Raw genomic sequence first — 24,852 nt, forward strand, 5'->3', positions numbered from 1 at the left:
TATAAATAAGATCATGAAAACACTAAAGAACAGTTTTTTTTACATCGGAATCATTACCCTCTTTTCTTTCTTAATGTACTGGATCATCGAATTCGGTACCAAACTGGAATTAGGCAAAAACATTAAAATGCCGGCGCAAACTGACCAGTGGAGCAGCTTTACGGAAGCGTTCATGCACAACCTGCAGCATCCGTTAGCTATTTTGCTTGCTCAGATCGTTACCATTGTATTGGCCGCTAAATTATTCGGCTGGGTTTGTACCAAAATAGGACAACCTACAGTAATCGGTGAGATGGTTGCCGGAATCGTATTAGGGCCATCGTTAGTCGGCATGTATTTTCCTGAGTTTTCAGCGACCCTTTTCCCGGAAGCATCTTTAGGTAACCTGAAGTTCCTGAGCCAGATCGGATTGATCCTTTTCATGTTCATCGTCGGAATGGAACTCGATCTGAAAATCTTAAAAAATAAAGCGCACGACGCTGTGGTGATCAGCCATGCCAGTATAATTTTCCCGTTTGCCTTAGGATTGGGACTGGCGTACTTCATTTACGATTCGTTTGCTCCGGAAGGCGTTCGTTTCCTTTCTTTCGGACTGTTTATGGGAATTGCCATGAGCATCACCGCCTTTCCGGTATTGGCGAGGATTGTACAGGAGCGTAATATCAACAAAACAAAACTCGGAACCATTGTAATCACGTGCGCCGCCGCCGATGATATCACGGCCTGGTGTATACTTGCCGCTGTAATTGCGATCGCAAAAGCCGGTTCGGTTGTTAGTTCGTTCTATACCATTTTGATGGCTGTGGCTTACGTTTTCCTTATGATAAAAGTCGTTCGTCCGTTTTTAAAACGCATCGGTGATTTGCATACTTCGAAAGAAAGCATGAGTAAACCGATTGTTGCTATCTTCTTTTTAACGCTTATCATTTCAGCATACGCTACCGAAGTTATTGGAATCCATGCCTTATTCGGAGCCTTCATGACGGGGGCAATCATGCCTGAAAATGTGAAATTCCGCAGTTTGTTCATTGAAAAGATTGAAGATGTTGCCTTAGTGCTATTATTGCCGTTATTCTTCGTATTTACCGGTTTACGCACGCAGATCGGTTTACTGAACGATCCTTACTTGTGGAAAATAACCGGATTGATCATTTTGGTTGCCGTAGCCGGGAAATTTTTCGGAAGTACGCTGGCTGCCAAATTTGTGGGTCAGAACTGGAAAGACAGTTTGTCCATCGGCGCCCTGATGAACACCCGGGGATTAATGGAACTGGTAGTATTGAATATCGGTTACGATTTGGGTGTATTGGATCCAAAAGTATTTTCGATGATGGTGATCATGGCGTTGATAACCACTTTCATGACCGGACCGGCTTTGGATCTGATCAATTGGGCATTCAAATCTAAAGCGGAAGAAATTCCTCAGGAAGTGAAAGAGAACAGTAAATACAAAATCTTATTCTCGTTCAAGGATCCGGAATCGGGAAGATCGCTTTTCAAACTGGCGAATTCCCTGACCAAAAAATTAAACAACAATGCGGAACTGACTGCCATGCACCTTTCGCCATTAGACGAACTGCATCATTATGATATCGGACAATACGAAAAGGAAAGCTTTAAGGAAATCGTGGAAGAATCAGAAACCTTAAACCGAAAAATCACCACATTGTACAAAGCGTCGACCGATATTGACAATGATATTTCGACTGTTGCCAACAAAGGGGATTACGATTTGCTTTTAATTGGTTTAGGGCAGTCGATTTACGAAGGAACACTGTTAGGAAAAGTACTTGGTTTTACGACCCGAATCATTAATCCGGAAGTTTTACTGAACACGGTGACCGGAAAGGAAAACCTGTTCGATTCCTCGCCTTTTGACGACCGCACCAAAAACATTTTGACCAAATCAAGCATTCCGGTAGGTGTTTTGATTGACAAAGAATATACGAAAGCCGAGAGGATTTTCATTCCGATTTTTGAACCCAGTGACAGTTCTCTTATAGCTTATGCGCAGAAACTGATTCACAATTCGGGAGCTCAGGTCATTATTCTGGATGCAAACGGGCAGATCAAAAACGACGCGGAAACCAAGGAAAGAATCCGCGCTATTGAACAAAATGCGCCGAATCACATTACGCTTCAAAGTCAGAAAGCGATTGAAAAAGACTTTCTGCAGCTGCAGGATCTAATGATCATCAGCCTGGAAAGCTGGAAGAAACAAGTGGAATCGAAAAACCTTTGGTTATCGGACATTCCTTCTACTTTGATTATTTCTGATAAGAATTTAAATTAAGTTTACTAAAAAACCCTAACTGTACGGTTAGGGTTTTTTGTTTGAAATGGTTTGCAGGTTTTTTTACTAATCGGTACAACCACCGATAGTGCGGATTTGCAATCCGTGCTTTTATTGTTTATATTTTAGTTCAATCAGCTGTTCGCTATAAAAACAAAACTACAACTTTTATGGTTGTAGTTTTTTATCTGCTTTGGGAGCACGGATTACAAATCCGCGCTATCGGGATTGTTTTGTACCTATGTATAAAATGCCTTAGATCTTATCTCCGCTTATACATCAGACCTTCATCCATAAATTTCTTTTTAAAATACCCGTTTGAATTATCTGATATCAGATGCAAAATTTGTTTACTTTTTGGATAATACTCAAACTGTAATTCGTTAAAATACTCATTGGAAGCTTGAAATCCATGAGTAACAGTATTTTTATTCGTTTGTTTGTCAAAAATCAAACGATTCGGAACCGGCAACGAGTCTCCAGAAGTATTTACACAATAAATATCAATATTCTTATAAGAACTTTTATAGTACGTTTTTGGCAAACTCACTTTATCGCTGTCTTTAAATCTATATTCCAAAACAATTACGCTTGTTGAATCCGACCATTTATTGGTATTAACCATTAAATAATTTTTATCTGTCAAATTATTGTGTTCAATATAATTATCCAAAACCTTCTCAAAAAAAGCATCACCTCGTCTATCACAACCTACCATTATACTAACCAATAGTAAAATTAAAATGATTTTTAATGATTTTTGTCTGCTTTTTCCATACCAGTTGTTTTGAATTCATCTCCGGCTCCAGTTTGACAAGAGTCCCAACATGCCGTATCGTTAGTCCGTACAACACTGCATACACTTGGCTTTAAATTCATCTAGTAAGGATTGATCAAATTTCACCAATAGGGGCGCTTCCGGGTCATTTGTGACATCAAATAATTTCCCGTTTTCAAGATCTAATTCCAGCCAGCCCATAGGAACGGTACTCTTATCTTCATTAAGTAAAACGATCTGAATTGTCACCTTCTCTTGTGTGGCTTCATTTATAACAATTGAATAGTCATAACCTATCCTTCTTTTAAAAGAAGTATTGAAATCACTTGTTTTGACCAACTTATCCAAAATTTTGACACATGGTTCACAGCTGGCATCAGGAGCAGTATTTTTGACTGCTTGTCCGGGATGAACCTTTTTAACTTTGACAACGGTGTCTTTTGGAACACTCGTCACTTTTTCTTTTACTTCAGGTTCTTTCTCATTCCCGCTTTCCTTTTTTTGCGAACAATTGAAATGCAAAAAAAGCAACAGCAGTATCAGTACACGGGAAAAATTATTTTTTTTTGTCATTTTGAATAAATTAAGACATATCAAATAAAAAGCTAAGTTATGTCATTACATAAAATTAGAAGGCTTTCTAAAGCAAAAAAATCCTTCAACCTCAACATCCTAATTTCTCAGCAAAAAAACTGTTTCAAATTGAAAAAAAATTATTTTGAAACAACAATCGTGTTTAAAAAAACACACCTCCTCAATATCAATTACTTACCATAAAAATCGATTCAGCTTTTCGTTTACAATCCTTACAATTTTTGTAACTTTAAGCATATAAAAGTCTGATAGTATTGGCATTAAACGTTTAAAGCAATTAGGCTATGAATCTTGATGATATACCTCTATGGCTCATCTTTGTACTGACCTGCTTGTTAGTGGTATCTTCCATTGACGGAGGTTATCGTATTGGAAACCAGATCCATAAAAAATCAGATAAAGAAAAAGAATCATCTGTATCCGGTATTTCAGCTTCCATTTTAGGGTTATTGGTCTTTATCCTGGTGTTTACTTTTAATATCGTTTCCGAAAGATACGACACCAAAAAAGCACTGGTGCGTGAAGAAGCGAATGCAATCCGAAGTGTATGGCTCCGGTCTGAATTTCTTCCGGAATCAGACCGCAATGAGAGTCAAAAACTAATTAAAGAATATGTTGGTTTACGCGCTAATCTGCCTGGGACCGACGAGTCATTTCAGCAGAAATCAGCACGAATCGAAAAGACAATTGCTTTATCTTCCGAAATCCACAGCAGACTCTTCGAGATTGCAGTCCGAAATGGTAAGAAAGATTTAAATTCGGACATAGGCGCCTTATACGTCGAATCCATAAACGAAATGATTAATCTGCATCATACGCGCGTAGCCGTCGGCTGGCAGGCAAGAATCCCAAACGGATTTTGGATTATCCTTTACATCCTCATCATCCTTTCCATGTTCTCGGTCGGATACCAAATGGCCATAGCCGGCTCCAGCAGATCATGGTGGTCTACACTTATTCTGGCACTCTCTTTTTCGATTGTGATTACTTTAATAGCCATACTGGACCGTCCACAAAACAACTTCATCAGAGTATCCCAACAGTCTATGGTCGACTTGCAGCAATTCATCAACGCAGAGACAAAATAATTAAAACCCCGAATGAAACATGAAACATTCGGGGCATTACCATTTTTGCAAACAATAAAAAATTAAGGTATGTGAGCTACACCGGTTCCGGTAATCGTACTGTCATATTCCTTTTCTTCCAGATCTTCAGTTTGCTTGCCTATTTTTATTTTAGGATTATCAGCTGTCCCTGTAATAACCATAGGGATACCAATGATTCCAAATGGCGGTAATCCCAAACGCATTTTCAGGTTCAACTCCCCGTCAAGAGAGACCTGCCCTTCGATTCTCGGACGAAAACCGGAGACTTTGAATTTGAACCGCTCAATAGTCATTATGTTATTTTTCACTGTGGTTTTTATATCGATTTGTGACAGCTTAGGATCCTTGATTTCATCATGATTCGTTTTATTACCGACCGCATTAAACAATTTGAACCCCTTCATTTTAACATCTCTCACCGACAAAACACCTCCACCGGACAATGAAGGATAAATCGGATCCATATTCCCGTCTAAATGTCCGCCGATTTTATAATCCAAGGAAACAATTCCTTCCGCATTTTCAGCAGCCGAAGCCATCTCGCGAAACATCTTTATCTCGTTGTAGGCTTTTTTGACATCAAAATCATTGGCTTTGATCGAATAGTCGAAAACCGCCTTTTGGGTGTTTATTGCCGAGTATGTTGCATTCATGACAAACGGACTTCCGATCATCCCGAACTTAGTATCCCTGAGATTAATTGTTCCGTTTTTCATAGCCAGTTCTCCATTCAGGCCGTCAATATTCAATCCTTGAAAATTGACTTTTTTGGCTCTGGCTTTCAGATTGAAATCGAAATTGGACGGAATGATTACCACCCCTGTTTCTGGCACCTCAGTTTTAGAGATACTATCGTTGGTTGTGACAGCTAAAGAATCGTTAGAAGTACCGGACATAAATTCATCCACATTAATATAATCGGAATCAACTGAGAATTGTCCTTTCAGCACCGCGTTGTCTGACATGACAAAATTGATGACATTCTGCATTTTTCCGTTCATCTTAAAATCAGACTGACCATAAACTGCCCGGAAATCCTTAAAATACATATCGTTCTGATTGAACGTAAATATGCCTTCTTTGATCACAAAAGGCAAAGGAAGATAATCCGATTTGGTTCTGATATCGCGCAAGACCATGGTCCCTTTATTATTCAGCTTATTATAATTGCCATTTACCGCATCACTTTGTCTTCCCTTCAGGCTCACATCAGCTTTCACATAGCCTTGAACATCCAGATCCTTTCTGGAAAAGACTTTATAAATGCGTCCCAGATCCAATTCTCCATTGGCCTTGACATCATAGGTAATATCATCGAAATTCGCCAGGTCGGCATCAACAAAAATCGGTTTCCCTTCAAAATCGAACTGTGCAGGTTTAAGGGTAACCTTCATATCTTTATATTTCCCGGTAGTGTTCAGCACATTTGCGGTAATGTTTATATTTTCGATCGGATTCGGATAGTATGCTGTTTTGATGGCGCCTTTCTGCAACACCAAAGCGCCTTTCGTTACCGGAAACAGATGCGCTTTCTGATCAAATTCCCCATTTGCCTTAATATCGGCATTCAGTATTCCTTTGAAACTCATATTCTGAATCCCAATAGCGCGATGCAGTTTTCCTAAATCGAGTTGTGATTTGATTTTAGCATTGATATCAGGCGTTTCCAATCCTTTCACTTCGGCAATGCCGCTGAAATAATCTTTCCCGACATTAAAAAACAACGAATCTACTTTCACATACATATTATCGGGATTCAACGCCGGTATTTTGGTGTCGAAATTCAGATAAATGTTTGATGCCGGAATATTGGCTTTTTTATAGGAAACAAAACCGTCACGAACCTTCATGTTAAAATTTAAATCCGGATTCCGTTTTTTGGATACATCCGAAATCCCTTTAAAGACCAATAAAAAATCCGTGGTTCCACTTATTTCTGTTTGTTCCAGCCATTTTATGTATTGAGGAGGGAGTGCAGTGAAGAAATCGTGTAACTTGCTGTTTTTGGATTTTACACTTAAATCAATATCATAACCACTTTTAAGAATGTTCAGTTTCCCATTAAAATCGATAGGAAGTTTGTTTAAAATCAGATTGTTCTGCTGAAAAACAAAAGCCAGCGAATTGGTATTGATGCTGGTTAGGAGTTCTGCGTCGATTTTTTTATTCTTAAGATATTCTTCTCCTTCAAAAATAAGATCAAAAGAAGCAATGGTCGCTTTTGTTTTTAAATCAAAAATGGCTTCATGCAAATCACCTTTTCCTGTGTAGTTAAACCCTCTGGCGTTAATCAGAATTTTAGACGACTTATCATCATATACAAAACGACTATCCTGAATGACTATTTTATCAAGTCGCAACGAAGCTTCTGAGTCGTCCTTTTTCTTTTTGCTCTCTGAAACATAAACATTGTAATTCGCTTCTCCTTTCTCATTGATCATCACATGGATATCGGCTTCGGAAATAATAATCTCATCGATTTTGACTTCTCCCTCGAAAATAAGCGACTTAATATTGATCCCGAACGCAACTTCTTTCGAAGAAACAAACTTCTGCTTTTCATAAGGCGCCGACCCTTTTAAAGAAAAATCATCAACCGTAAGGGTTAAGGACGGAAAATGATGAAAGAAGGAAAGGTTGGCTTTGGTAAAATTCAATTCCCCTTTCAACCTTTTGTTCGCCATCGTCCTAACCTCCTGAGCAATTTTTCCGGGGAACAAAATCGGCAAAATGAACATTAGAAACAATACAGAGCTAATCGCTATAATAGTGATCTTTAACAACTTAATTGATATGGACTTGCGATTTGTACTCATATTACAAAATTACAAGCCATTTCTGTTTTATAACGAATTTGCCTACCTAACGCCTTATATATCCGTTGAAATGCTTCCTACAGAACATAAAAAAAGGGGAAACTAATTCCCCTTCTCAATCCAATCGTTTATTTTTTTCTCGAGTAACGCCAGTGGCATCACGCCGGATTCCAATACTTTTTGATGAAATACTCTGATATCGAATTTGTCTTTCAGTTTATTTTCAGCTTTTTTTCTAAGTTCAATAATTTTCATCTGACCGATTTTATACGATAAGGCCTGACCCGGCATCGCCATATAACGCTCGATTTCTGAAATAATGCTGGCCTCGCTTTCTGCTTCATTTTCCAAAGAATATTTGATGGCCTGCTCGCGTGTCCAGCCTTTATCATGCAATCCGGTATCAACTACAAGTCGGATCGCGCGGTGCATTTCATTGCCCAGCATTCCGAAATACTGATACGGATCCGTATACAATCCCAGTTCCTTACCTAAACTTTCCGTATACAACGCCCATCCTTCGCCATAAGCGCCGAACCAATTGAATTTTCTGAAATCAGGCAATTCTTTGTTTTCCTGTTGTAGTGAGATCTGGAAATGATGTCCCGGAATCGCTTCGTGAAGAAACAGATCTTCATCACCGTAATAATTGTATTTTTTTACATCCGGAATCGGCACATAGAAAATTCCCGGCCTTGAGCCGTCGGCCGTTCCCTGAATGTATTCTGCGCTGGCCGTTTTTTCACGAAATGCTTCCGTTCTTCGGATTTCAAACGGTGTCTTTGGCTGTAACGAGAAAAGTTTGTCTACGTTAGGCTTTATCTTTTTATGAATTGCTTCAAAATTCGCAATCACTTCCTCCGGTTTTTTGAAAGGCATTAGTTCCGGTTTATTTCGGACATAATCGAAGAATTCCACGATCGTTCCTTTAAAACCAACTTGTTCTTTTACCTTCTCCATCTCCGCTTTTAAACGCGCTACTTCTTTCAATCCCAATTCGTGAATATCGGAAGGTTTCATCTCAGTAGTCGTCCATTGTTTTGCGTACACTGCATATAAATCTTTTCCGTTCGGAAGACTTCCTATACCGCTGGTTTTTCTGCAAGCCGGAAGGTATTTAGTTTTTAAAAACTCAGCCATTTTTTGGAATTGCGGCATCAGTTTTTCGTTGATAACCTTCGTATAATCCGCTTTTAGGGAAAGTTTTGATTCTTCCGAAAACGTGTTAGGCATTGTCTTAATGGTCGAATAGAAAATATTGTCTTCAACGTTTTGGGTAATCTGTCCTTCGAATTGCGGAATTATTTTTTCCGTAAGCACGGCCGGCAGTACCATTCGTTTCTGAATTCCTTTTTCCATGTAGATCATCGCCGAATCAATCCAAACCGAATACAGTTCCATTCGCTTCAGGAAATTGCGATAATCTTTCTCCGTTTTGAAAGGCTGAGCATTGGTTCCGCTTGCAAATTGCGACATGGTCAGATGCGTACCCGAAAACTGGTGGATCGGCATGAGATTCGCTTCCTGTTTCAACAGGTCTTTCCCAATGGCCATTTCCCATTTGATGATCTCATAACTGATTTTTTCTTCCGCAGAAAGACCGGTAGTATCCACGTCAGAAAGTTGTTTTTCGTATTTATCGAAAAATTTACCTTGTTTTTCTCTGTAGGCATCGGTCATCTCAAACACAAACTGATCGTTGTAATCGTTCTGACCGTTCAATGTTGCGTCCAAAGGATTGAGCGCATTCTTTTCCTTAAAATAATTATCGGTAACCGATTTAAAATCAACGACCATTTTTTCTTCTTTTTTACAGTTTACAAATAGCAATGAAGCCAACAAAACCGACGCTATAGAAAGCTTTTTTTTCATATTTTGAATTTTAGATCAAATAAGTTTTAACCGTGATACACTCGCGAAGCAATAATTTTCCCTTCACGGACCTCCAAAACCTCAGCCACCAACATATCCTCTTCTCCATCCACCTGACGAACGTATTCCATGAAAATTCTGTCCGTATTTGCTGTTAACGAAGTTACCTTATAATGAAGGCTCGGCAAACGATCAAACGCGTCCTGCCACCAGTTGCGCATCGCTTCTTTTCCAACCACAAGACCATTGGTTTCGGGCTGACGGATTTTTAATTTCGGACTGAAATGCTGCGCCTCATCGTCATAAAGCGCCAATAATTTTTCAAGTTGTTTGGTATTGAATGCCTCAAACCAACGAAAGGCTATTGATTGTAATGTTTCCGGACTCATCGTGTAGTATATTAACAACACAAATATTGGAAATAAAATCCAAATCTGCATCACTCCTTTTTTCATATCTTTGGATTTATGAAGATAGAAGGTCAAATAGAGAAAATATCCCGTTTTGAACACCTGGAACTTTTAGCCAACCAGATTGTGGAAGGTTTTATTTCCGGCATGCATAAGAGTCCGTTTCATGGTTTTTCTGCCGAATTTGCCGAGCATAAAATCTACAACGCGGGCGAAAGTACCAAACACATCGACTGGAAGTTATTTGCAAAAACAGATCGTTTGTATACAAAACGTTTCGAAGAAGAAACCAACTTACGCTGCCATTTGATCATTGACAATTCGTCTTCGATGCATTATCCGAAACTGAAAGACGGACAGTTCTTTTATGAAAACAAGATTGGATTTTCTGTCTTGGCCTCGGCAGTTTTGATGAACCTGCTTAAAAAACAACGTGACGCTGTGGGATTAAGCATTTATTCCGACACGTATGATTATTATGCTCCGGAAAAAGGAAGCGAGCGTCATCATCGTATGCTTTTAAATCAGCTGGAATCGATTCTGCAGGCGCCGAAAGAAACCAAAAGAACCGACACCATTACCTATCTGCATCATATTGCAGAAAAAATGCACCGCCGTTCCATGATCATTTTATTCACGGATATGTTTCAGGGTGAAGATGACGAACGGTTGTTCAAAGCGCTTCAGCATTTAAAACACAACAAGCACAAGGTAGTTCTGTTCCATGTTATTGATAAGAAAACCGAATTTAATTTCGATTTTGACAACGCACCGCGAAAATTTATCGACGTGGAAACAGGTGAACAGGTCAACCTATTTGCCGAAAACATCAAAAAAGACTACGAAAAACTGGTGGAAGCCTATTTTGAAAAGGTGGCAAATACCTGTTCGCAATACAAAATAAAGTACGTTCCCGTCTCGGTTGACGAAAAATTTGAAAAAATACTAACCACGTATCTTATTGAAAAACAAAAGTTTAGATAAACAGGTTAAAAAAAATAAAATTATTTTCATCAAAACATTTGCAAGGGTTGAAAATGGTTGTATATTTGCATCCGCAATAAAGCACTGGTTTGGTAGTTCAGTTGGTTAGAATACATGCCTGTCACGCATGGGGTCGCGGGTTCGAGTCCCGTCCAGACCGCCAGTAAAGAGTAAAAGAAAGCCTTTCGAAAAGAAAGGCTTTTTTGCCCTCTTAGATAATATTTAAAACAGTTGTGTTGTTTAGGTACGAAAGTACCAGGTTTAGTAGTTAGACCAATGAAAAGCTTTCCATTTTTATGGAGAGCTTTTTTAATTTACAACCCCAAGCATTTTTTAAAAACTGAAAGTCAGTCACTTAAAAAATTTATTGATTTTTTTCTAAAAAATATTGCATAAAGACAAATTTCGACTTACTTTTGCAACGCAATAAAGCACTGGTTTGGTAGTTCAGTTGGTTAGAATACATGCCTGTCACGCATGGGGTCGCGGGTTCGAGTCCCGTCCAGACCGCCAGTAACAAAAAAGCTTCGAGAAATCGGAGCTTTTTTTGTTTTACCTATATTTGCTTTCAACCCCAGCACTATGAAAAACCCGCGACTGGCATTACTGATCGGTATTTTTTGCATTTCCATTTTCCCGATATTGGTGAAATGGACGCCGGTTTCCGGTTTAAGTTCGGCGTTTTTTCGAATGGCCATCGCGACAGCTATAGCAGTTCCCATTGTATTGCTCCGAAAAAAACTGGAAATCCCCAATCAAAAAACCGCTTTGATTATATTGTTATGCGGAATCTGTTTTGGGTCTGATATCGCCGTTTGGAACATTGCCATTCAGCAATCTTCCGCAACACAAGCTACATTGCTGACTAATTTAGCTCCGGTTTGGGTTGGACTGGGCATGTTTTTCTTTCTGCCGGAAAAACCCAAAAGAAGTTTCTGGATCGGCGCTTTCTTCGCTATTGTAGGAATGATTGTCTTAATTGGTTACGAAACCTTCTACCAGTTCGAATTCGACATCGGTTTTTGCTTTGGATTGCTTTCGGGAATTTTTTACTCCGCCTACATATTACTGAGCAAATATGTTCTTAATCAGATGCAGCCCGTAAGTTTTATGACATACAGCATGAGCGTTTCAAGTATTTTTCTTGCGCTCATTCTGTTGATTTTCAAACAACCCTTTTACGGATTTTCAACTACCGTTTGGAGCGTTCTACTCGTTCAGGGAATTTTGTGTCAGCTGGTAGCATGGACACTGATCAGTTATGCAACGCAAAAAATGGAAGCCAACCGCGTTTCCCTAAGCCTACTCAGTCAGGCTTTAATAACACCAATCATCGCATGGATTTTTCTGAAAGAAACAATTACGCTTCAAATGATACTGGGCGGTATGATCATTTTATTCGGAATCAGCATCACTTTCTTTAGACGGAATCAAAACTAAAACCAGAAGTTTCGGTATTCCCACGCCTTTGCCAGGAACAATCCGAAGTAAATCACACAAACAACAAACTTCATAAACGTGGAAGTAAGAAAACCTATGAAAGAACCCGCAGCAGCTTTCATGGCTCTTTTATGATCCTTACTATCGTAAATTAATTCCCCAATCAAAGCACCCAGAAACGGCCCAACAACAACACCTAAGGGAATCGGCGCTATCAGACCGACAAGCAGGCCGATATTGGTTCCCCAAACACCATAGGAACTTCCTCCAAACCGTTTGGCTCCTTTGGCCGGAATTACATAATCCAAAACCGTTACAACAACTACAATCACCAAAGTAATTCCCAAAACCCAATAATTATCCGGAACCGCTTTGGTTAGATACAACAAAAGTAAACCTGCCCAACTAATAGTCGGCCCCGGCAACACAGGAAGGACACTTCCCAATATTCCGACAAGCATAAACACAAAACCGGTGATTAATAAAAAGTATTCCATCTTTTTTTTACTATTTTTGGCACTTAAAATTAAGCTTTTACAATGTCTAAAAAACTTTTTGCATTAACTGTCTTTTCACTAACGGTTTTTTCATGTCAACTTTTCGACAAGAAGACGCCGTCTGAAGACGAATTGCTGCAAAAAGAACTAAAGAAAATCGACTGGAAAAAAGTGGACGCGTTCCCGTCAATCGATGCCTGCGACGTAATTACGGATGAAGCCCAGCGTAAACAATGTTTCTTTGAATATTTAACGCAGACCATACAGGAAAAATTGAGCGTTGACACCTTAGCGATTCTTTATCCAGACATTGACACCATTGAAGTAAAGGTAACAGTATTTCCCGATTCCCGTTTACAATTCGAACCACAATTCCCGAAAGACAGCGTTACTTACGATAAGATTAAAATCGACAGCATTTTACACGCCAAGCTAGTGGATTTGCCAAAAGTAAACCCGGCTATTAAACGAGGGATCCCGGTAAAAACACAATTCGTCTTGCCGGTTATTTTGAAAACCGAATAGCCTATTTGATATTTTCGCGTTTCCATTCGAAGCCTCCAACCAGGGAGTACAAGGCTACGAAGGTGCTGAAAAAAGGATAGATCAAACCACTTATCACTACGGAATACATGCACATTTTGAGGAATCGATTGGTTTGGTACATCAGAATAAAATCCACGACAAATTTCACCGAAAACAAAATCAGAAGGAATTCCCAATCCATCAGGTTGAAAACGGTCAACAATAAACCGAAAACCAGAAAAAAGTTGGCTACAAAAACCATAATCGCTAATCCTTTGGCAAAATCACTTTGGTAAGCGGATGCTTTTGAAGCCCAACGCACTCGTTGTTTGAATAATCTGAACCAGCTTTTCTCCGGTTTTGTAGTTACGACAGCATCGTTGTTTTTCAAATAGCGTACTTTTTCAGGAAATTTGGCTATCGCTTTCTGCAAAAGAAAAACATCGTCTCCGCTTGCAATATGATTGTTTCCGTGAAATCCTTTCAAATCAGAAAAAAATGTTTTGGTATAAGCAAAATTGGCTCCGTTGCACATAAAAGCTTCGTCCAAACCGAAACTTCCGATACTCGCACCCTGCAAACTCAGCAAATCCATCTGTTGAAAATGAGACAGGATTCCGCCTTTTGTTGGAAATTTAACTGCTCCGGCTATCATTTCAGCATCGCTGTTCTGAATACAGGCATCATAAACAGTAAGCCAATCCTTCTGGACAATACAATCCGCATCAGTAGTAATGACCCACGGATGTTTTGCAATGGTCACCGCACGGGTAATCGCATCTTTTTTGGGTGATTTGGAAACCCTCACATTATCTAATATTGTAAGTTGTACCCAAGGATTTTCCATGCGCCAACGGTTAATAACCCGAACAGATTCATCCTTTGATTCGTCATCCACAAAAATAATTTCGAACTGATCTTTCGGGTAATTCAGGTGAGACAGGGACTGTAATAAATCCGGAAGATTATTTTCTTCGTTCCGGAAGGGAATCACAACGGAAAATCCGGTTTTTTTTTCGGAAGTCATTTCCTGAAAATACTTCACTCTCGAAAAACCCCAAATCAACAATCCGATAAAGAATACGTAATTGATATAAATCAACACTATAAGTAAGTTTACGATTTCCATTGCGCTTTAAAATTTAAAACAAAATAACTCCCGATTACCACAGGAATTACTACATTCAAAAACCACATCAGCGTACTGATAAATATGACAATCCATTCGTTTACACCCAACATTCCGAAGAAATAAACCGCAACACTTCCTTTCACGGCAAAATCCAGAAACTGAAACGTGGGTAACGACGATGCTAAAAAATAAACACTGGTTATGGCCGCCATTAACAGCAGATACGGAATTTCAACATCGAAAATTAAAAATAGGAAATAATACTGATGCGAAAAAACCAAATAGCGCCCGACGGCTAATAAAATGTTTTTCTGATGAATACTTTTCGGAATTCCGTTTATTTTGTGAATGAGTTTTTCAAGGGAATATCCTTTGATATCGATCTTCTTGATGAAGAATAAAACGCCGGCTGCCAGAACCAATATTCCGAATAAAATCCCAACCGTTTCTGCGGTAATTATTTCGAATTTCGCATTAAAATACAACAATCCGAAAATCCCGAAAATCACCGTAAGTATCATTTGGATACCGTTACAGATCAGATTCAGAAAAACTATTTTTTTGGTTTGCGACTTATCAAAAAACAAGGCTTTCCCTGCATATTCCCCGATGCCGTTTGGCGTAAACAATCCGGCGGTCAATGCCCCCAAAACCTGCTTTGAGGCTTCCTTTAATTTTATTTTATTGATGACTTCCACTAAATTCTGCCATTTCAAAATTTCCAGAAAACGGTTTAAAAAAGTGAGGAATAAAATCAGGACAATATTCCCAAATGATTTTTTTTCTTTTAAAAGCGTCATGAATTTAAACCAATCGAGTTTGTCGTTGTTGGCCAACTGATCATAAATAAAATAAAATGCGCCCCCCACAACCAAAAGTTTGATCAGAAGAACAAGGAATTGTTTAGCTTTGTGGGGTATTGGAATCATCGGTACAAAAGTAATCAATTTGAAAATGTGGCGATTTGAAAATTTGAAAATGAATACCGTCGTTTTCAAGAACTGTAAACCGATAACTCACAAATGGTAAACGAACGCATCATCTTAGGAATTGACCCCGGAACGACCATTATGGGTTTCGGACTGATCAGGGTCATCAATAAAAAAATGGAATTCATTCAGCTGAACGAATTGCAGCTCAATAAAATGGACGATCATTACATGCGTCTGAAACGGATTTTCGAGCGCACTATCGAACTGATCGAGACCTATCATCCGGATGAAATTGCGATTGAAGCACCGTTCTTCGGCAAAAACGTTCAGTCGATGTTAAAATTGGGACGTGCCCAGGGAGTAGCTATGGCAGCGGGTTTGTCGCGAGGCATTCCGATAACCGAATATGAGCCCAAGAAAATAAAAATGGCCATTACCGGAAACGGAAACGCCAGTAAGGAACAGGTAGCCAAAATGCTGCAGCAATTGCTCGGTTTAAAAGAATTACCGAAGAATTTAGACTCCACAGACGGACTGGCAGCAGCGGTTTGTCATTTTTTCAATTCGGGCAGAGTTGAGATCGGAAAAAGTTATTCCGGCTGGGATTCTTTTGTGAAACAGAATGAAGACAGAATAAAAAAATAAGAATATATTTGTAAGAATCATTTAAAAAAAACAAGTATGAAAATGTTTAAATTTTTGGCTGTGTTCGTATTGGCAGCCTCTTTATTTTCCTGTTCATCTGACAGTTCTTCGGACTCGTCTCAACAACAAGGAGAGTACTTTAACCTTACCTATAACGGAACATCAAAAACCGTAAACAACTGGAATGCAATAAAACAAGAAGGTTTTATTGAAGTTAGTGCGGATACTCCGGATGGTTTGGGTCTTTCTTTAAAATTCAACACACACGGAAACCTTTATCAGTCTTTTACGCACCCAAATTCGATGTCAAGCACCTTCCCGTTGCAGACTTCATTTGCTTACTATAGTGACGATACTTTTAACTTTGATCTGACAGAAATCAACACTACTAACAAAACGATCAAAGTTACTTTCAACGGAAAAGTATATGATGACGAATACGATCATACATCAGCCTACAGTACTGTTAGCGGTTCATTCCAGATTTCTTATATTGACTACACCCCAACAGTGACAGGTCTTGGAACTTATGCCAAAATAAACAATCAGGATTGGTATGCTGTGCAAAGTGGGTCAACAGGTGATCTTTCCACTACAACGTTAAATATCAAAAACGGAACGCAGTATGAGATTGGGATTGTTTATCCTTACTTCTCTCCGACTACAGGAACGTTCAATTTTAGCGACAATACCGCAAACAAAAGAGTTGCTTTCTCGAAATACGATACTGCCACTCACCAAAATATTGAATACAATGTATCGGGAACAATAACATACACGGAAGCTACTCCAAATTATGTTAAAGGAACGTTTAGCTTAACAGCAACGCACCCAACTAATGGTTCTACAGTAACAATCAGCAACGGAACTTTCAAAGAATTGATTCCGTAAACAAAACTAATAAGGGCTGTTATCAGCCCTTTTTTTTATGGCAGGAATTTATATCCATATCCCTTTTTGTAAGCAGGCATGTCACTACTGCGATTTCCATTTTTCGACTTCACTTAAGAAGAAAGACGAGATGGTTATGGCCCTGGTCAAAGAAATAAGCTTGCGTAAAAACGAGTTTGACAACGAAATTGTGGAAACCATTTATTTTGGCGGTGGAACGCCTTCTATATTACCCATCGAGGATTTACGACTTTTGATAGATGAAGTTTATAGAAACTATACGGTCTCCGAAAATCCGGAAATAACGGTAGAAGCCAATCCGGATGATCTATCAGAAGAACGTATTGCCGAAATAGCAAATAACCGAATAAACCGACTCTCCATCGGCGTTCAGTCTTTTTATGAAGACGATTTAAAACTGATGAACCGGGCTCACAATTCGGCGGAAGCGAAAAAATGTCTGGAAATTGCCACGAAGTACTTCGACAATATTTCGGTCGATCTGATCTATGGAATTCCGGGTCTTACTAATGAAAATTGGCTGCATAATATCCAAACCGTTCTGGACTTGAACATTCCTCACATTTCGAGCTATGCCTTAACGGTGGAGCCAAAAACCGCGTTGCAGAAATTCATCAAACAAGGAATTGTTCCCCAACCTGATGATGCTGTGGCACACGAACAGTTTCTAATGTTGGTGAACACACTCGAAGCTAACGGATTCATACATTATGAGTTGTCTAATTTCGGAAAGGAGAATTATTTCTCACGAAACAATTCGGCGTATTGGCTCGGCAAAAAATATATTGGCATCGGTCCGTCGGCACACAGTTATGACGGAACCAACCGAAGTTGGAATATCGCCAACAATTCACTTTACATAAAAGCTTTAACTGAAAACAGATTACCTTCCGAAACGGAAGAATTAACTGTAACTGATCGTTATAACGAATACATCATGACCGGTTTGCGCACCACTTGGGGCGTTTCTTTGGAAAGGATCAAAGTCGAATTCGGGGAGAATATGCTGCATTATCTGCTTGAAAATGCGCAGCGGTATCTTGACGATGAAAAACTGATTTTACAAGACGACATTCTCAAAACCACTAAAAAAGGAAAATTCTTTTGCGACGGAATTGCGTCTGACTTGTTTTACTTAAATTTGGAGGAATAAAAACAGAACCGCAACATTTTATCCGCCACGTCATCCTGAACTTGTTTCAGGATATTCTTAAGTTTATGAAAACAAGCTACGTCTATTTAGTAACCAATACTTCCCGAACAATTTTATACATAGGTGTCACATCGGATTTACCGAAAAGAATTTCAGAACATAAAAACGGCACCGGTTCTTTATTTACCCAAAAATACAATCTTAAAACACTGATCTATTTCGAAGAATTCACAGATATTACTCAGGCTATTGCAAGGGAAAAGCAGCTGAAAAACTGGCGCAAAGACTGGAAATGGAATTTGATTAAGGAAAACAACCCAGAATTAACGGAATTAATATTATTTTAGATGCTGAAATAAATTCAGTGTGACATAAGATTTTTTTACATCATCACTCTGAACTGATTCTCAGGATATTTTTAAATTGTAGATGCTGAAATAAATTCAGCATGACGAGTGCACCAAATTCAGCATGAAACATAAATGAAAGCCACTATACAACACAACGAACAAACTTTCAATATAGATTTATCAAAACCACTGGATATTTCGTTACCCTTAAGCAATACCGACCAAAATCCGATTGCCTGGTACATCGAAAAACCGGAAATTGAACCGGTTCGTTTCGGAGATTGGATAGGTAAAGTTTCGGAAGGAAGTTCGTCTACCAATTTCAACAATATCTTTTTCAATCCGCACGGACACGGCACCCATACCGAGTGCTTAGGACATATCACGCGTGATTTTTACAGTATTAATCAGTCACTAAAGCATTTCTTTTTTACAGCAGAAGTAATTTCCGTTTTGCCCGAATCGCAGGGTGAGGATTTTGTGATCACCAAATCACAGGTTGAAAAGGCTTTAGAAGGTAAGTCGCCCGAGGCCATCATTATCAGAACAATACCTAATTCCACAGAAAAGACTTCGAAAAAATATTCGAATACCAACTGGCCTTATCTGCTGGAAGAAGCCGCGACTTTTATCCGCGAAAGCGGTATCCAACATTTGCTGATTGATTTGCCAAGCGTGGATAAAGAACATGACGAAGGAAAACTATTGGCACACAAAGCCTTTTGGAATGTAAAAGATGTAAACAACCTGAACAGCGATGCAAGGATGAATTGCACTATTACGGAACTCATTTATGTAAATGATGAAATCCCGGATGGCAGTTACATACTAAACCTGCAGATTGCATCGTTTGAAAATGATGCCAGTCCGAGCAAACCCGTGCTGTATTCAATAGTGTAAACCATAAACCAAATTTAGAAATGACTATCGATGTCTATTACGATTACTGTCTGGCAAAAAAAGGAGTTACCGAACATTTTCCTTTTGATGAAGACACTTTGGTATTTAAGGTAGGCGGAAAAATGTTTGCCTTGTCGTCATTACAGGAATGGGAGAACGGGACGCCTTCGGTAAACCTCAAATGTGATCCCGATTGGGGACTTGAATTACGGGGCCAGTATGATGATATTCAGGCAGGCTATCACATGAGTAAAGTGCATTGGAATACCGTAAAAATAAACGCTTCGATTCCGGATTCATTTATTAAAGAACTTATTGACCATTCTTATAATTTGGTTTTTAAGGGTTTAACAAAAAAACAACAAGAGGAAATCAACAATTTTTAAAAATAGGCACTACATTTGATGCCAATTTCACGACAAATTTTTATTCAATAACGATGATTGACAATTTAAAGAAAATATTGAACGAAGACCAGGATCCGAAAGCGATCGAAAAAATCACTTCTAAACTGGAAAATTTATTAATGAGCAATGAAGAAGTGGGCTACATCGCCGTGCAGAAAAAACCGGCCGTAACCATCTTACCGGACAGCATTGTGGTAACCAACAAAAGAATCATCCTTTGCAAACCGAAAAATTTAGGCTTGTCAATGGAATTCACGGATTATGACTGGGACGATATTGCAGCTGCATTTGTAAAAGAAGGAATTCTAGGTGCTGATTTCACTTTCACAACCAAATCCGAATTGACGCATACCGTTGACTATTTGCCAAAAAATCAGGCTCGAAAACTATATACATTTGCCAAAGAACAATTGGACTTGTTGAAAAATCCTGGCATGACTGCTGCTCCTGCTCCTGTTGTAGAAACAGTTCCTACTGCAGAACCAACTCCTATTCAGGAAGAACCGATAGAAGAGATCGAAACAGAAGAAGTAACTTCATTTGCCGAAATCATGCCGACAACTCCTGCTATTCAGGAAACTTATGAAGATCCGGCTCCTCAGCCAACTTCAGGTGAAAAAAAACTAAGTGAGATGAGCAGTGATGAATTGTTTGCCAAATTGCAGAATTACAAAAAACTGTTGGACAACGGATTGATCCTTCAGGGTGAATACGACAAATTAAAAGCCGAAATTTTACAGTATATGTAAAAAACAGGGATAAGCAAAAAGTAAAAAGGGATAAGTGGTTTTATTACAACTTATCCCTTTCTTTTTGATTCTTGACTCTTGGTTCTTGTCTCTTTTTACTTTTTCCCGGCTCCCTAAAACCTACAGCACACTCTTTTGCTTCTCAACATAAGCATCCGATTGCAGTTTTAACAACTCGGAAGCTGCTTTGCGTTTGTAATCGTAAATTTCCTTGTCTTCCCGTATATCAGCATACACTTTATCATAAATGCCTGCATCGGTTTGTTTTTGCAGATTACGTTGGTACACATGCTGCTCGATCCATACTTTCAGTGCTGTTTCATTGTCTTCCAGCTTGAAATCGTATTCCCCACGCGGAGACAATAATTTAGCTATGATCGGCGAAGTTTCAACTGCTAAGAACAGTAACATAATAAAGAACGACGGCAACCAAGGCAATTTGTCTAAGGCATTGATTCGGGCCATCAGTCCGTCGAATCCGTCAATGATAGGTTTTGAATCGGCTACTTTTTTGTCTAAATCGGCTTGCAGGTTTTTGGATCGCGTTTCTTTATCGGCAATGGTTTTAGCCGATGCGGATTTTAACGAATCTAACTGTTTTAAAGCCAAATCGTGGGCCGATCTCTTTTCTTTATAAATCGGGCCTTTTCCCATTTTTTTGGTTCCGGCGGTACCTTCCGCTTCCGTAATGTAGGATTGGTATAAATCGGCTACTTCTTTTTCTTTGGCCTTGATGTTTGATTTGATGCTGTCGATTTCTGATTGGTTTTTCGTTACATCGCCTTTGAAATAATTGGTCACCTGATTTTTATTAGCAATGGCCATTTCATTTTTCTCTTTCAGTAAAACCGTATTGATTTCTTTTTCGAAGATTTTGATTTCCAGCGGTTTTGAAATCACGATAGCGATGATCATGGCCAACACGATTCGCGGAGAAGCCTGTAATAATTCACTTCTGAATTTATCGCGTTTTCTGATGGTCGAAACGATAAAACGATCCAGATTGAAAATAAGTAAACCCCAGACTATTCCAAAAAAAACAGCGTAATATACATTGTCGAAAACCGTAAACAAGGCATAACTTCCGGCAATAAAAGCCATAATTGCTGTGAAGAAAACGGTGGCACCTACGCCGACATACTTGGTTTGTTCGCCTTCGCTGCAAGTATCGAGCAAAGTTCTATCTGCGCCGGAGCACAGGATAAAAAAACGTTTTAACATGATGATGATTTTTGATTGATGATGATACTGCAAATTTAACGCCATTTTTTATATTATACTGTAAACCAATGATTTATTTTAATCTACATTCCGTTCCATATCTATATCGGCATTACAAATCTTTTTATATGAAAATTCCAAACAATTATATTTTGCTGATTATCAGGTATTTGTGTTAAAATAATTGTTAAATTTGTATCTTATACCGCAAGTTTTCAAAAGCCCCTTTTCAAATTTCACATAAGGATTACTCACTGATTCCGAAATATTAAATTTTGAACTTATGAAAACTGTCCACTACAAATTCTTATTGCCCTTTTTGGTTCTATTCTTTGTGAATAATTTGCTCTTTAGTCAGGCAGAAGCCGATAAACACATGTATCTGACCGCAACGACCATGCATTGGAACACCAAACTTGATAATCCTTCTATGGATGACTGGAAAGCCGTCGAAAAAGAGTACTTCGATAAGGTGATTATGAAAAACGAGTTCATAAAAGGAGCCAATGTTGTTACCCATTATTTTACGGCCGATAATACTGAAATCATCTTCGTGTATGCCTATGAAAGCTGGGACAACATCAAAAAAGCCTGGGATCGCAATGAAGAGCTGGTAAAACAAGCCTGGCCGGATGAAAAAAAACGAACTGCCTTTTTTGAAAAACGAAGCAGCTTTTACGATGGTCATCATTCCGATGAAATTTACGCTGCACTTCCGGGCGCTAAGCTGATGCCAAAAATAGCCGATAAACAAATGATTTATTACGTCAGAAAAAGTTCTTTTGCCAACCCGAAAGACGGAACCGATAAAGAATTCAATGAATTGAACAAACAGTTATTTGATGCTGTAACTAATAAGAACGAATTCATAAAAGCCTATTATCCGCATTCGCATGCATGGGGTTCCAACAGTACCGATTTTTTGGAAGTCTTTGTAGTAGAATCGTTAGGCGACATTGAAAAAGCTTTTAAAAGAGACGACGAACTCTTTAAAGCACAGTGGAAAGATGAAAAATCCCAAAAAGAATTTGATAAAAAAATAGGCAAGTATTTTCAAAAAACGCATTCCGACTATATTTACCGTTCGGTACCCGGACTTGAAAAATAGTGTTGATAAGGACAATAAAAAAATCCGCTTCTTCTCTCGAAAAGCGGATTTTTGTTTTTTATGGACTAATTCTTATTTGCTCAACTCCACAAAATATTTGTAGAACAAAGGAATCGTTTCAATACCTTTCAGATAATTGAACACTCCGAAATGCTCGTTTGGCGAGTGAATCGCGTCACTGTCCAAACCGAAGCCCATCATAATGGTTTTGGATTTCAGTTCTTTTTCAAACAACGCTACAATCGGAATACTTCCTCCGGAACGCACCGGAATCGGTTGTACGCCAAAAGTATCCGCATATGCTTTCGCTGCTGCCTGATATCCTACAGAATCAATCGGAGTTACATAACCCTGACCACCGTGGTGCGGCGTTACTTTTACTTTTACCGCTTTCGGCGCAATGCTTTCGAAATGCTTAGTGAACAATTGGGTGATTTCTTCCCAATCTTGATTCGGAACCAGTCGCATAGAAATCTTAGCATAAGCTTTGCTTGCAATTACCGTCTTAGCGCCTTCTCCGGTATAACCGCCCCAGATTCCGTTTACGTCAAGCGTAGGACGGATGGAATTTCTTTCGTTTGTTGTATATCCTTTTTCTCCGTAAACATCAGCAATGTCCAATGCTTTTTTATAATCATCTTCGGAGAACGGACGCTTGCCCATTTCGGCTCTTTCTTCTGTAGAAAGTTCTTCTACATTGTCATAGAATCCCGGAATGGTAATATGATTGTTTTCGTCATGCATTGAAGCAATCATTTTTGTCAGTACGTTGATTGGATTCGCAACGGCACCTCCGTATAATCCGGAATGTAAATCGCGATTCGGGCCCGTAACTTCCACTTCTACATAACTTAATCCGCGAAGACCTGTTGTAATCGAAGGCTGTTGGTTAGAAATCATTCCCGTATCGGAAATCAAGATCACATCATTGGCTAATTTCGCCTGATTGCGCTCCACGAACCAGCCTAAACTTGCAGAACCTACTTCCTCTTCCCCTTCAATCATGAATTTCACGTTACAAGGAAGACAATTGTTTTGGATCATGTATTCGAACGCTTTCACATGCATATACATCTGACCTTTGTCGTCACAGGCACCGCGTGCGAAGATTGCTCCTTCAGGATGTAATTCAGTAGCTTTGATAACCGGCTCAAATGGTGGTGAAGTCCACAAATCAATTGGATCCGCCGGTTGAACATCATAATGACCATAAACTAAGACGGTCGGTAAATTTTTATCGATGATTTTTTCTCCGTAAACGATAGGATATCCTGGTGTTTCACACAATTCCACCAAATCACATCCTGCTTTTTCCAGGCTTGCTTTTACCGCATTGGCAGTATCGATTACATCTTGGGAGTAAGCGCTGTCTGCACTTACAGAAGGGATCTTCAATAATTCTATTAACTCATTAAGAAAACGTTCCTTATTGTCCTGAACGTACTGTTTGATATTGTCCATTATGTTGTTAAAATGATGAAAGCCAAATGTACAAAAAATCAAAAAGAAAATACTCAATTCCGAATTTCAATACTCAATTTGTATTTTTCATGAAAATTCACAAATCACAAATCTCTAAAAGTAAAACAGTTACCTTACTCAGCGTAAAAAGTTTTGCGAATTTACCTTTTGAAGTTTGCAGTTTTAAAAGTTATGTATATCTTTGCCCCACTTAATGAAACAACTACTTGTTTTATAAGCCTGCGGGTGTGGTGAAATTGGTAGACACGCCAGACTTAGGATCTGGTGCCTCACGGTGTGTAGGTTCGAGTCCTATCACCCGCACAAAAGCTTCTCAAATCGGGAAGCTTTTTTTATGCCTTTATTTTTCTGAGATTATCGGATATCCACAACTTCCACATTAGGCTTTTCAATAAATATCAACACTCAAAAATAGCCTCAAAGGAAAAATTAAACTACCTTTAGGCTTATTAAAGTGATTCAGAATAAGTAAATTCAGTTATTAATTTAAGGTTAATAAAAACACTTTCGCCTGAATTTCAAATAACTGATTACCGCATTCTT

At 38.9% G+C, this 24,852-nt stretch carries 23 protein-coding genes and 3 tRNA genes; 16 read left to right on the top strand and 10 right to left on the bottom strand.

All coding sequences use genetic code 11. The features are described from left to right. Window positions 1-13: 13 nt before the first annotated feature. Window positions 14-2,293: a cation:proton antiporter gene (locus AC3E9U_RS07275; protein WP_488746246.1), complete on the top strand. Its 2,280-nt coding sequence runs from the start codon at window positions 14-16 to the stop codon at window positions 2,291-2,293. A gap of 262 nt (window positions 2,294-2,555) precedes the next feature. Here AC3E9U_RS07275 and AC3E9U_RS07280 read toward each other — a convergent pair whose 3' ends face one another. Both AC3E9U_RS07280 and AC3E9U_RS07285 read right to left on the bottom strand, forming a co-directional pair. Beyond that, window positions 2,556-2,918 (bottom strand): hypothetical protein, encoded by a 363-nt coding sequence (locus tag AC3E9U_RS07280; protein WP_488746247.1) that lies wholly within the window; start codon window positions 2,916-2,918, stop codon window positions 2,556-2,558. A 213-nt stretch (window positions 2,919-3,131) separates the two neighbouring features. After that, window positions 3,132-3,644, bottom strand: coding sequence for a hypothetical protein (locus AC3E9U_RS07285; RefSeq protein WP_488746248.1), 513 nt, complete (start codon window positions 3,642-3,644; stop codon window positions 3,132-3,134). A gap of 305 nt (window positions 3,645-3,949) precedes the next feature. On the opposite strand from AC3E9U_RS07285, the gene AC3E9U_RS07290 reads away from it, so the two are divergent. After that, the gene (locus tag AC3E9U_RS07290; protein ID WP_488746249.1) at window positions 3,950-4,753 is read left to right on the top strand and encodes a bestrophin-like domain; all 804 of its coding nucleotides are present in this window, start codon (window positions 3,950-3,952) and stop codon (window positions 4,751-4,753) included. A 62-nt stretch (window positions 4,754-4,815) separates the two neighbouring features. On the opposite strand, the gene AC3E9U_RS07295 is transcribed toward AC3E9U_RS07290, so the two are convergent. From AC3E9U_RS07295 to AC3E9U_RS07305, 3 genes are all read right to left on the bottom strand, one after another. Beyond that, on the bottom strand, window positions 4,816-7,590 hold the full coding sequence (locus AC3E9U_RS07295) for an AsmA family protein (RefSeq protein WP_488746250.1): 2,775 nt from the start codon (window positions 7,588-7,590) through the stop codon (window positions 4,816-4,818). Between the two features lie 102 nt (window positions 7,591-7,692). Further along, window positions 7,693-9,462 carry a DUF885 domain-containing protein gene (locus AC3E9U_RS07300; RefSeq protein ID WP_488746251.1) on the bottom strand — a complete coding sequence of 590 codons (1,770 nt, stop codon included), beginning with the start codon at window positions 9,460-9,462 and terminating at the stop codon, window positions 7,693-7,695. A 26-nt stretch (window positions 9,463-9,488) separates the two neighbouring features. Beyond that, complete coding sequence (locus AC3E9U_RS07305) at window positions 9,489-9,917, bottom strand: nuclear transport factor 2 family protein (protein WP_488746252.1); 429 nt, start codon at window positions 9,915-9,917, stop codon at window positions 9,489-9,491. 12 nt (window positions 9,918-9,929) lie between these two features. On the opposite strand from AC3E9U_RS07305, the gene AC3E9U_RS07310 reads away from it, so the two are divergent. The 4 genes from AC3E9U_RS07310 to AC3E9U_RS07325 all read left to right on the top strand — a co-directional run bounded on the left by AC3E9U_RS07310 (window position 9,930) and on the right by AC3E9U_RS07325 (window position 12,296). Then, window positions 9,930-10,856, top strand: a complete 927-nt coding sequence (locus tag AC3E9U_RS07310) for a DUF58 domain-containing protein (RefSeq protein WP_488746253.1) — start codon at window positions 9,930-9,932, stop codon at window positions 10,854-10,856. A gap of 86 nt (window positions 10,857-10,942) precedes the next feature. Continuing rightward, window positions 10,943-11,019, top strand: a tRNA-Asp gene (locus AC3E9U_RS07315). 273 nt (window positions 11,020-11,292) lie between these two features. Next, window positions 11,293-11,369: transfer RNA gene (locus tag AC3E9U_RS07320), tRNA-Asp, on the top strand. Window positions 11,370-11,438: 69 nt separating this feature from the next. Continuing rightward, a complete protein-coding gene (locus tag AC3E9U_RS07325; protein ID WP_488746254.1) occupies window positions 11,439-12,296 on the top strand; it encodes a DMT family transporter in 858 nt (285 codons plus the stop codon). Here AC3E9U_RS07325 and AC3E9U_RS07330 read toward each other — a convergent pair. Beyond that, entirely contained in the window at window positions 12,293-12,793 is a 501-nt protein-coding gene (locus AC3E9U_RS07330; RefSeq protein WP_488746255.1) for a DUF456 domain-containing protein, read from the bottom strand. The genes AC3E9U_RS07325 and AC3E9U_RS07330 overlap by 4 nt on opposite strands. A gap of 42 nt (window positions 12,794-12,835) precedes the next feature. On the opposite strand from AC3E9U_RS07330, the gene AC3E9U_RS07335 reads away from it, so the two are divergent. Continuing rightward, a complete protein-coding gene (locus tag AC3E9U_RS07335; RefSeq protein WP_488746256.1) occupies window positions 12,836-13,318 on the top strand; it encodes a hypothetical protein in 483 nt (160 codons plus the stop codon). A 1-nt stretch (window position 13,319) separates the two neighbouring features. Here the strand turns inward: AC3E9U_RS07335 and AC3E9U_RS07340 are convergent, their stop codons facing one another. Together AC3E9U_RS07340 and AC3E9U_RS07345 are read right to left on the bottom strand one after the other, a co-directional pair. Next, a complete protein-coding gene (locus AC3E9U_RS07340) occupies window positions 13,320-14,447 on the bottom strand; it encodes a glycosyltransferase family 2 protein (protein ID WP_488746257.1) in 1,128 nt (375 codons plus the stop codon). Beyond that, complete coding sequence (locus AC3E9U_RS07345; RefSeq protein ID WP_488746258.1) at window positions 14,435-15,379, bottom strand: hypothetical protein; 945 nt, start codon at window positions 15,377-15,379, stop codon at window positions 14,435-14,437. Before AC3E9U_RS07345 ends, AC3E9U_RS07340 begins: the two co-directional genes overlap by 13 nt. A 93-nt stretch (window positions 15,380-15,472) precedes the next feature. Here AC3E9U_RS07345 and ruvC point away from each other — a divergent pair, with 93 nt between their 5' ends. From ruvC to AC3E9U_RS07380, 7 genes are all read left to right on the top strand, one after another. Then, complete coding sequence (ruvC, locus tag AC3E9U_RS07350; RefSeq protein ID WP_488746259.1) at window positions 15,473-16,027, top strand: crossover junction endodeoxyribonuclease RuvC; 555 nt, start codon at window positions 15,473-15,475, stop codon at window positions 16,025-16,027. A 36-nt stretch (window positions 16,028-16,063) separates the two neighbouring features. After that, entirely contained in the window at window positions 16,064-16,918 is an 855-nt protein-coding gene (locus tag AC3E9U_RS07355; RefSeq protein ID WP_488746260.1) for a DUF6252 domain-containing protein, read from the top strand. A 37-nt stretch (window positions 16,919-16,955) separates the two neighbouring features. Beyond that, window positions 16,956-18,092, top strand: coding sequence for a radical SAM family heme chaperone HemW (gene hemW / locus AC3E9U_RS07360; RefSeq protein ID WP_488746261.1), 1,137 nt, complete (start codon window positions 16,956-16,958; stop codon window positions 18,090-18,092). 65 nt (window positions 18,093-18,157) lie between these two features. Then, window positions 18,158-18,439, top strand: a complete 282-nt coding sequence (locus AC3E9U_RS07365; protein WP_488746262.1) for a GIY-YIG nuclease family protein — start codon at window positions 18,158-18,160, stop codon at window positions 18,437-18,439. 135 nt (window positions 18,440-18,574) lie between these two features. Continuing rightward, complete coding sequence (locus AC3E9U_RS07370) at window positions 18,575-19,342, top strand: cyclase family protein (protein WP_488746263.1); 768 nt, start codon at window positions 18,575-18,577, stop codon at window positions 19,340-19,342. 20 nt (window positions 19,343-19,362) lie between these two features. After that, the gene (locus AC3E9U_RS07375; protein ID WP_488746264.1) at window positions 19,363-19,728 is read left to right on the top strand and encodes an MmcQ/YjbR family DNA-binding protein; all 366 of its coding nucleotides are present in this window, start codon (window positions 19,363-19,365) and stop codon (window positions 19,726-19,728) included. Window positions 19,729-19,781: 53 nt separating this feature from the next. Beyond that, complete coding sequence (locus tag AC3E9U_RS07380; protein WP_488746265.1) at window positions 19,782-20,498, top strand: PH domain-containing protein; 717 nt, start codon at window positions 19,782-19,784, stop codon at window positions 20,496-20,498. A gap of 120 nt (window positions 20,499-20,618) precedes the next feature. Here AC3E9U_RS07380 and AC3E9U_RS07385 read toward each other — a convergent pair whose 3' ends face one another. Continuing rightward, entirely contained in the window at window positions 20,619-21,719 is a 1,101-nt protein-coding gene (locus AC3E9U_RS07385) for a DUF4407 domain-containing protein (protein WP_488746671.1), read from the bottom strand. 283 nt (window positions 21,720-22,002) lie between these two features. On the opposite strand from AC3E9U_RS07385, the gene AC3E9U_RS07390 reads away from it, so the two are divergent. Continuing rightward, entirely contained in the window at window positions 22,003-22,827 is an 825-nt protein-coding gene (locus tag AC3E9U_RS07390) for a hypothetical protein (protein ID WP_488746266.1), read from the top strand. Window positions 22,828-22,899: 72 nt separating this feature from the next. On the opposite strand, the gene AC3E9U_RS07395 is transcribed toward AC3E9U_RS07390, so the two are convergent. Next, on the bottom strand, window positions 22,900-24,288 hold the full coding sequence (locus tag AC3E9U_RS07395; protein ID WP_488746267.1) for a dipeptidase: 1,389 nt from the start codon (window positions 24,286-24,288) through the stop codon (window positions 22,900-22,902). 242 nt (window positions 24,289-24,530) lie between these two features. On the opposite strand from AC3E9U_RS07395, the gene AC3E9U_RS07400 reads away from it, so the two are divergent. Continuing rightward, window positions 24,531-24,612, top strand: a tRNA-Leu gene (locus tag AC3E9U_RS07400). Window positions 24,613-24,852 lie beyond the last annotated feature (240 nt).

Source organism: Flavobacterium sp. 21.1 (assembly GCF_057801535.1).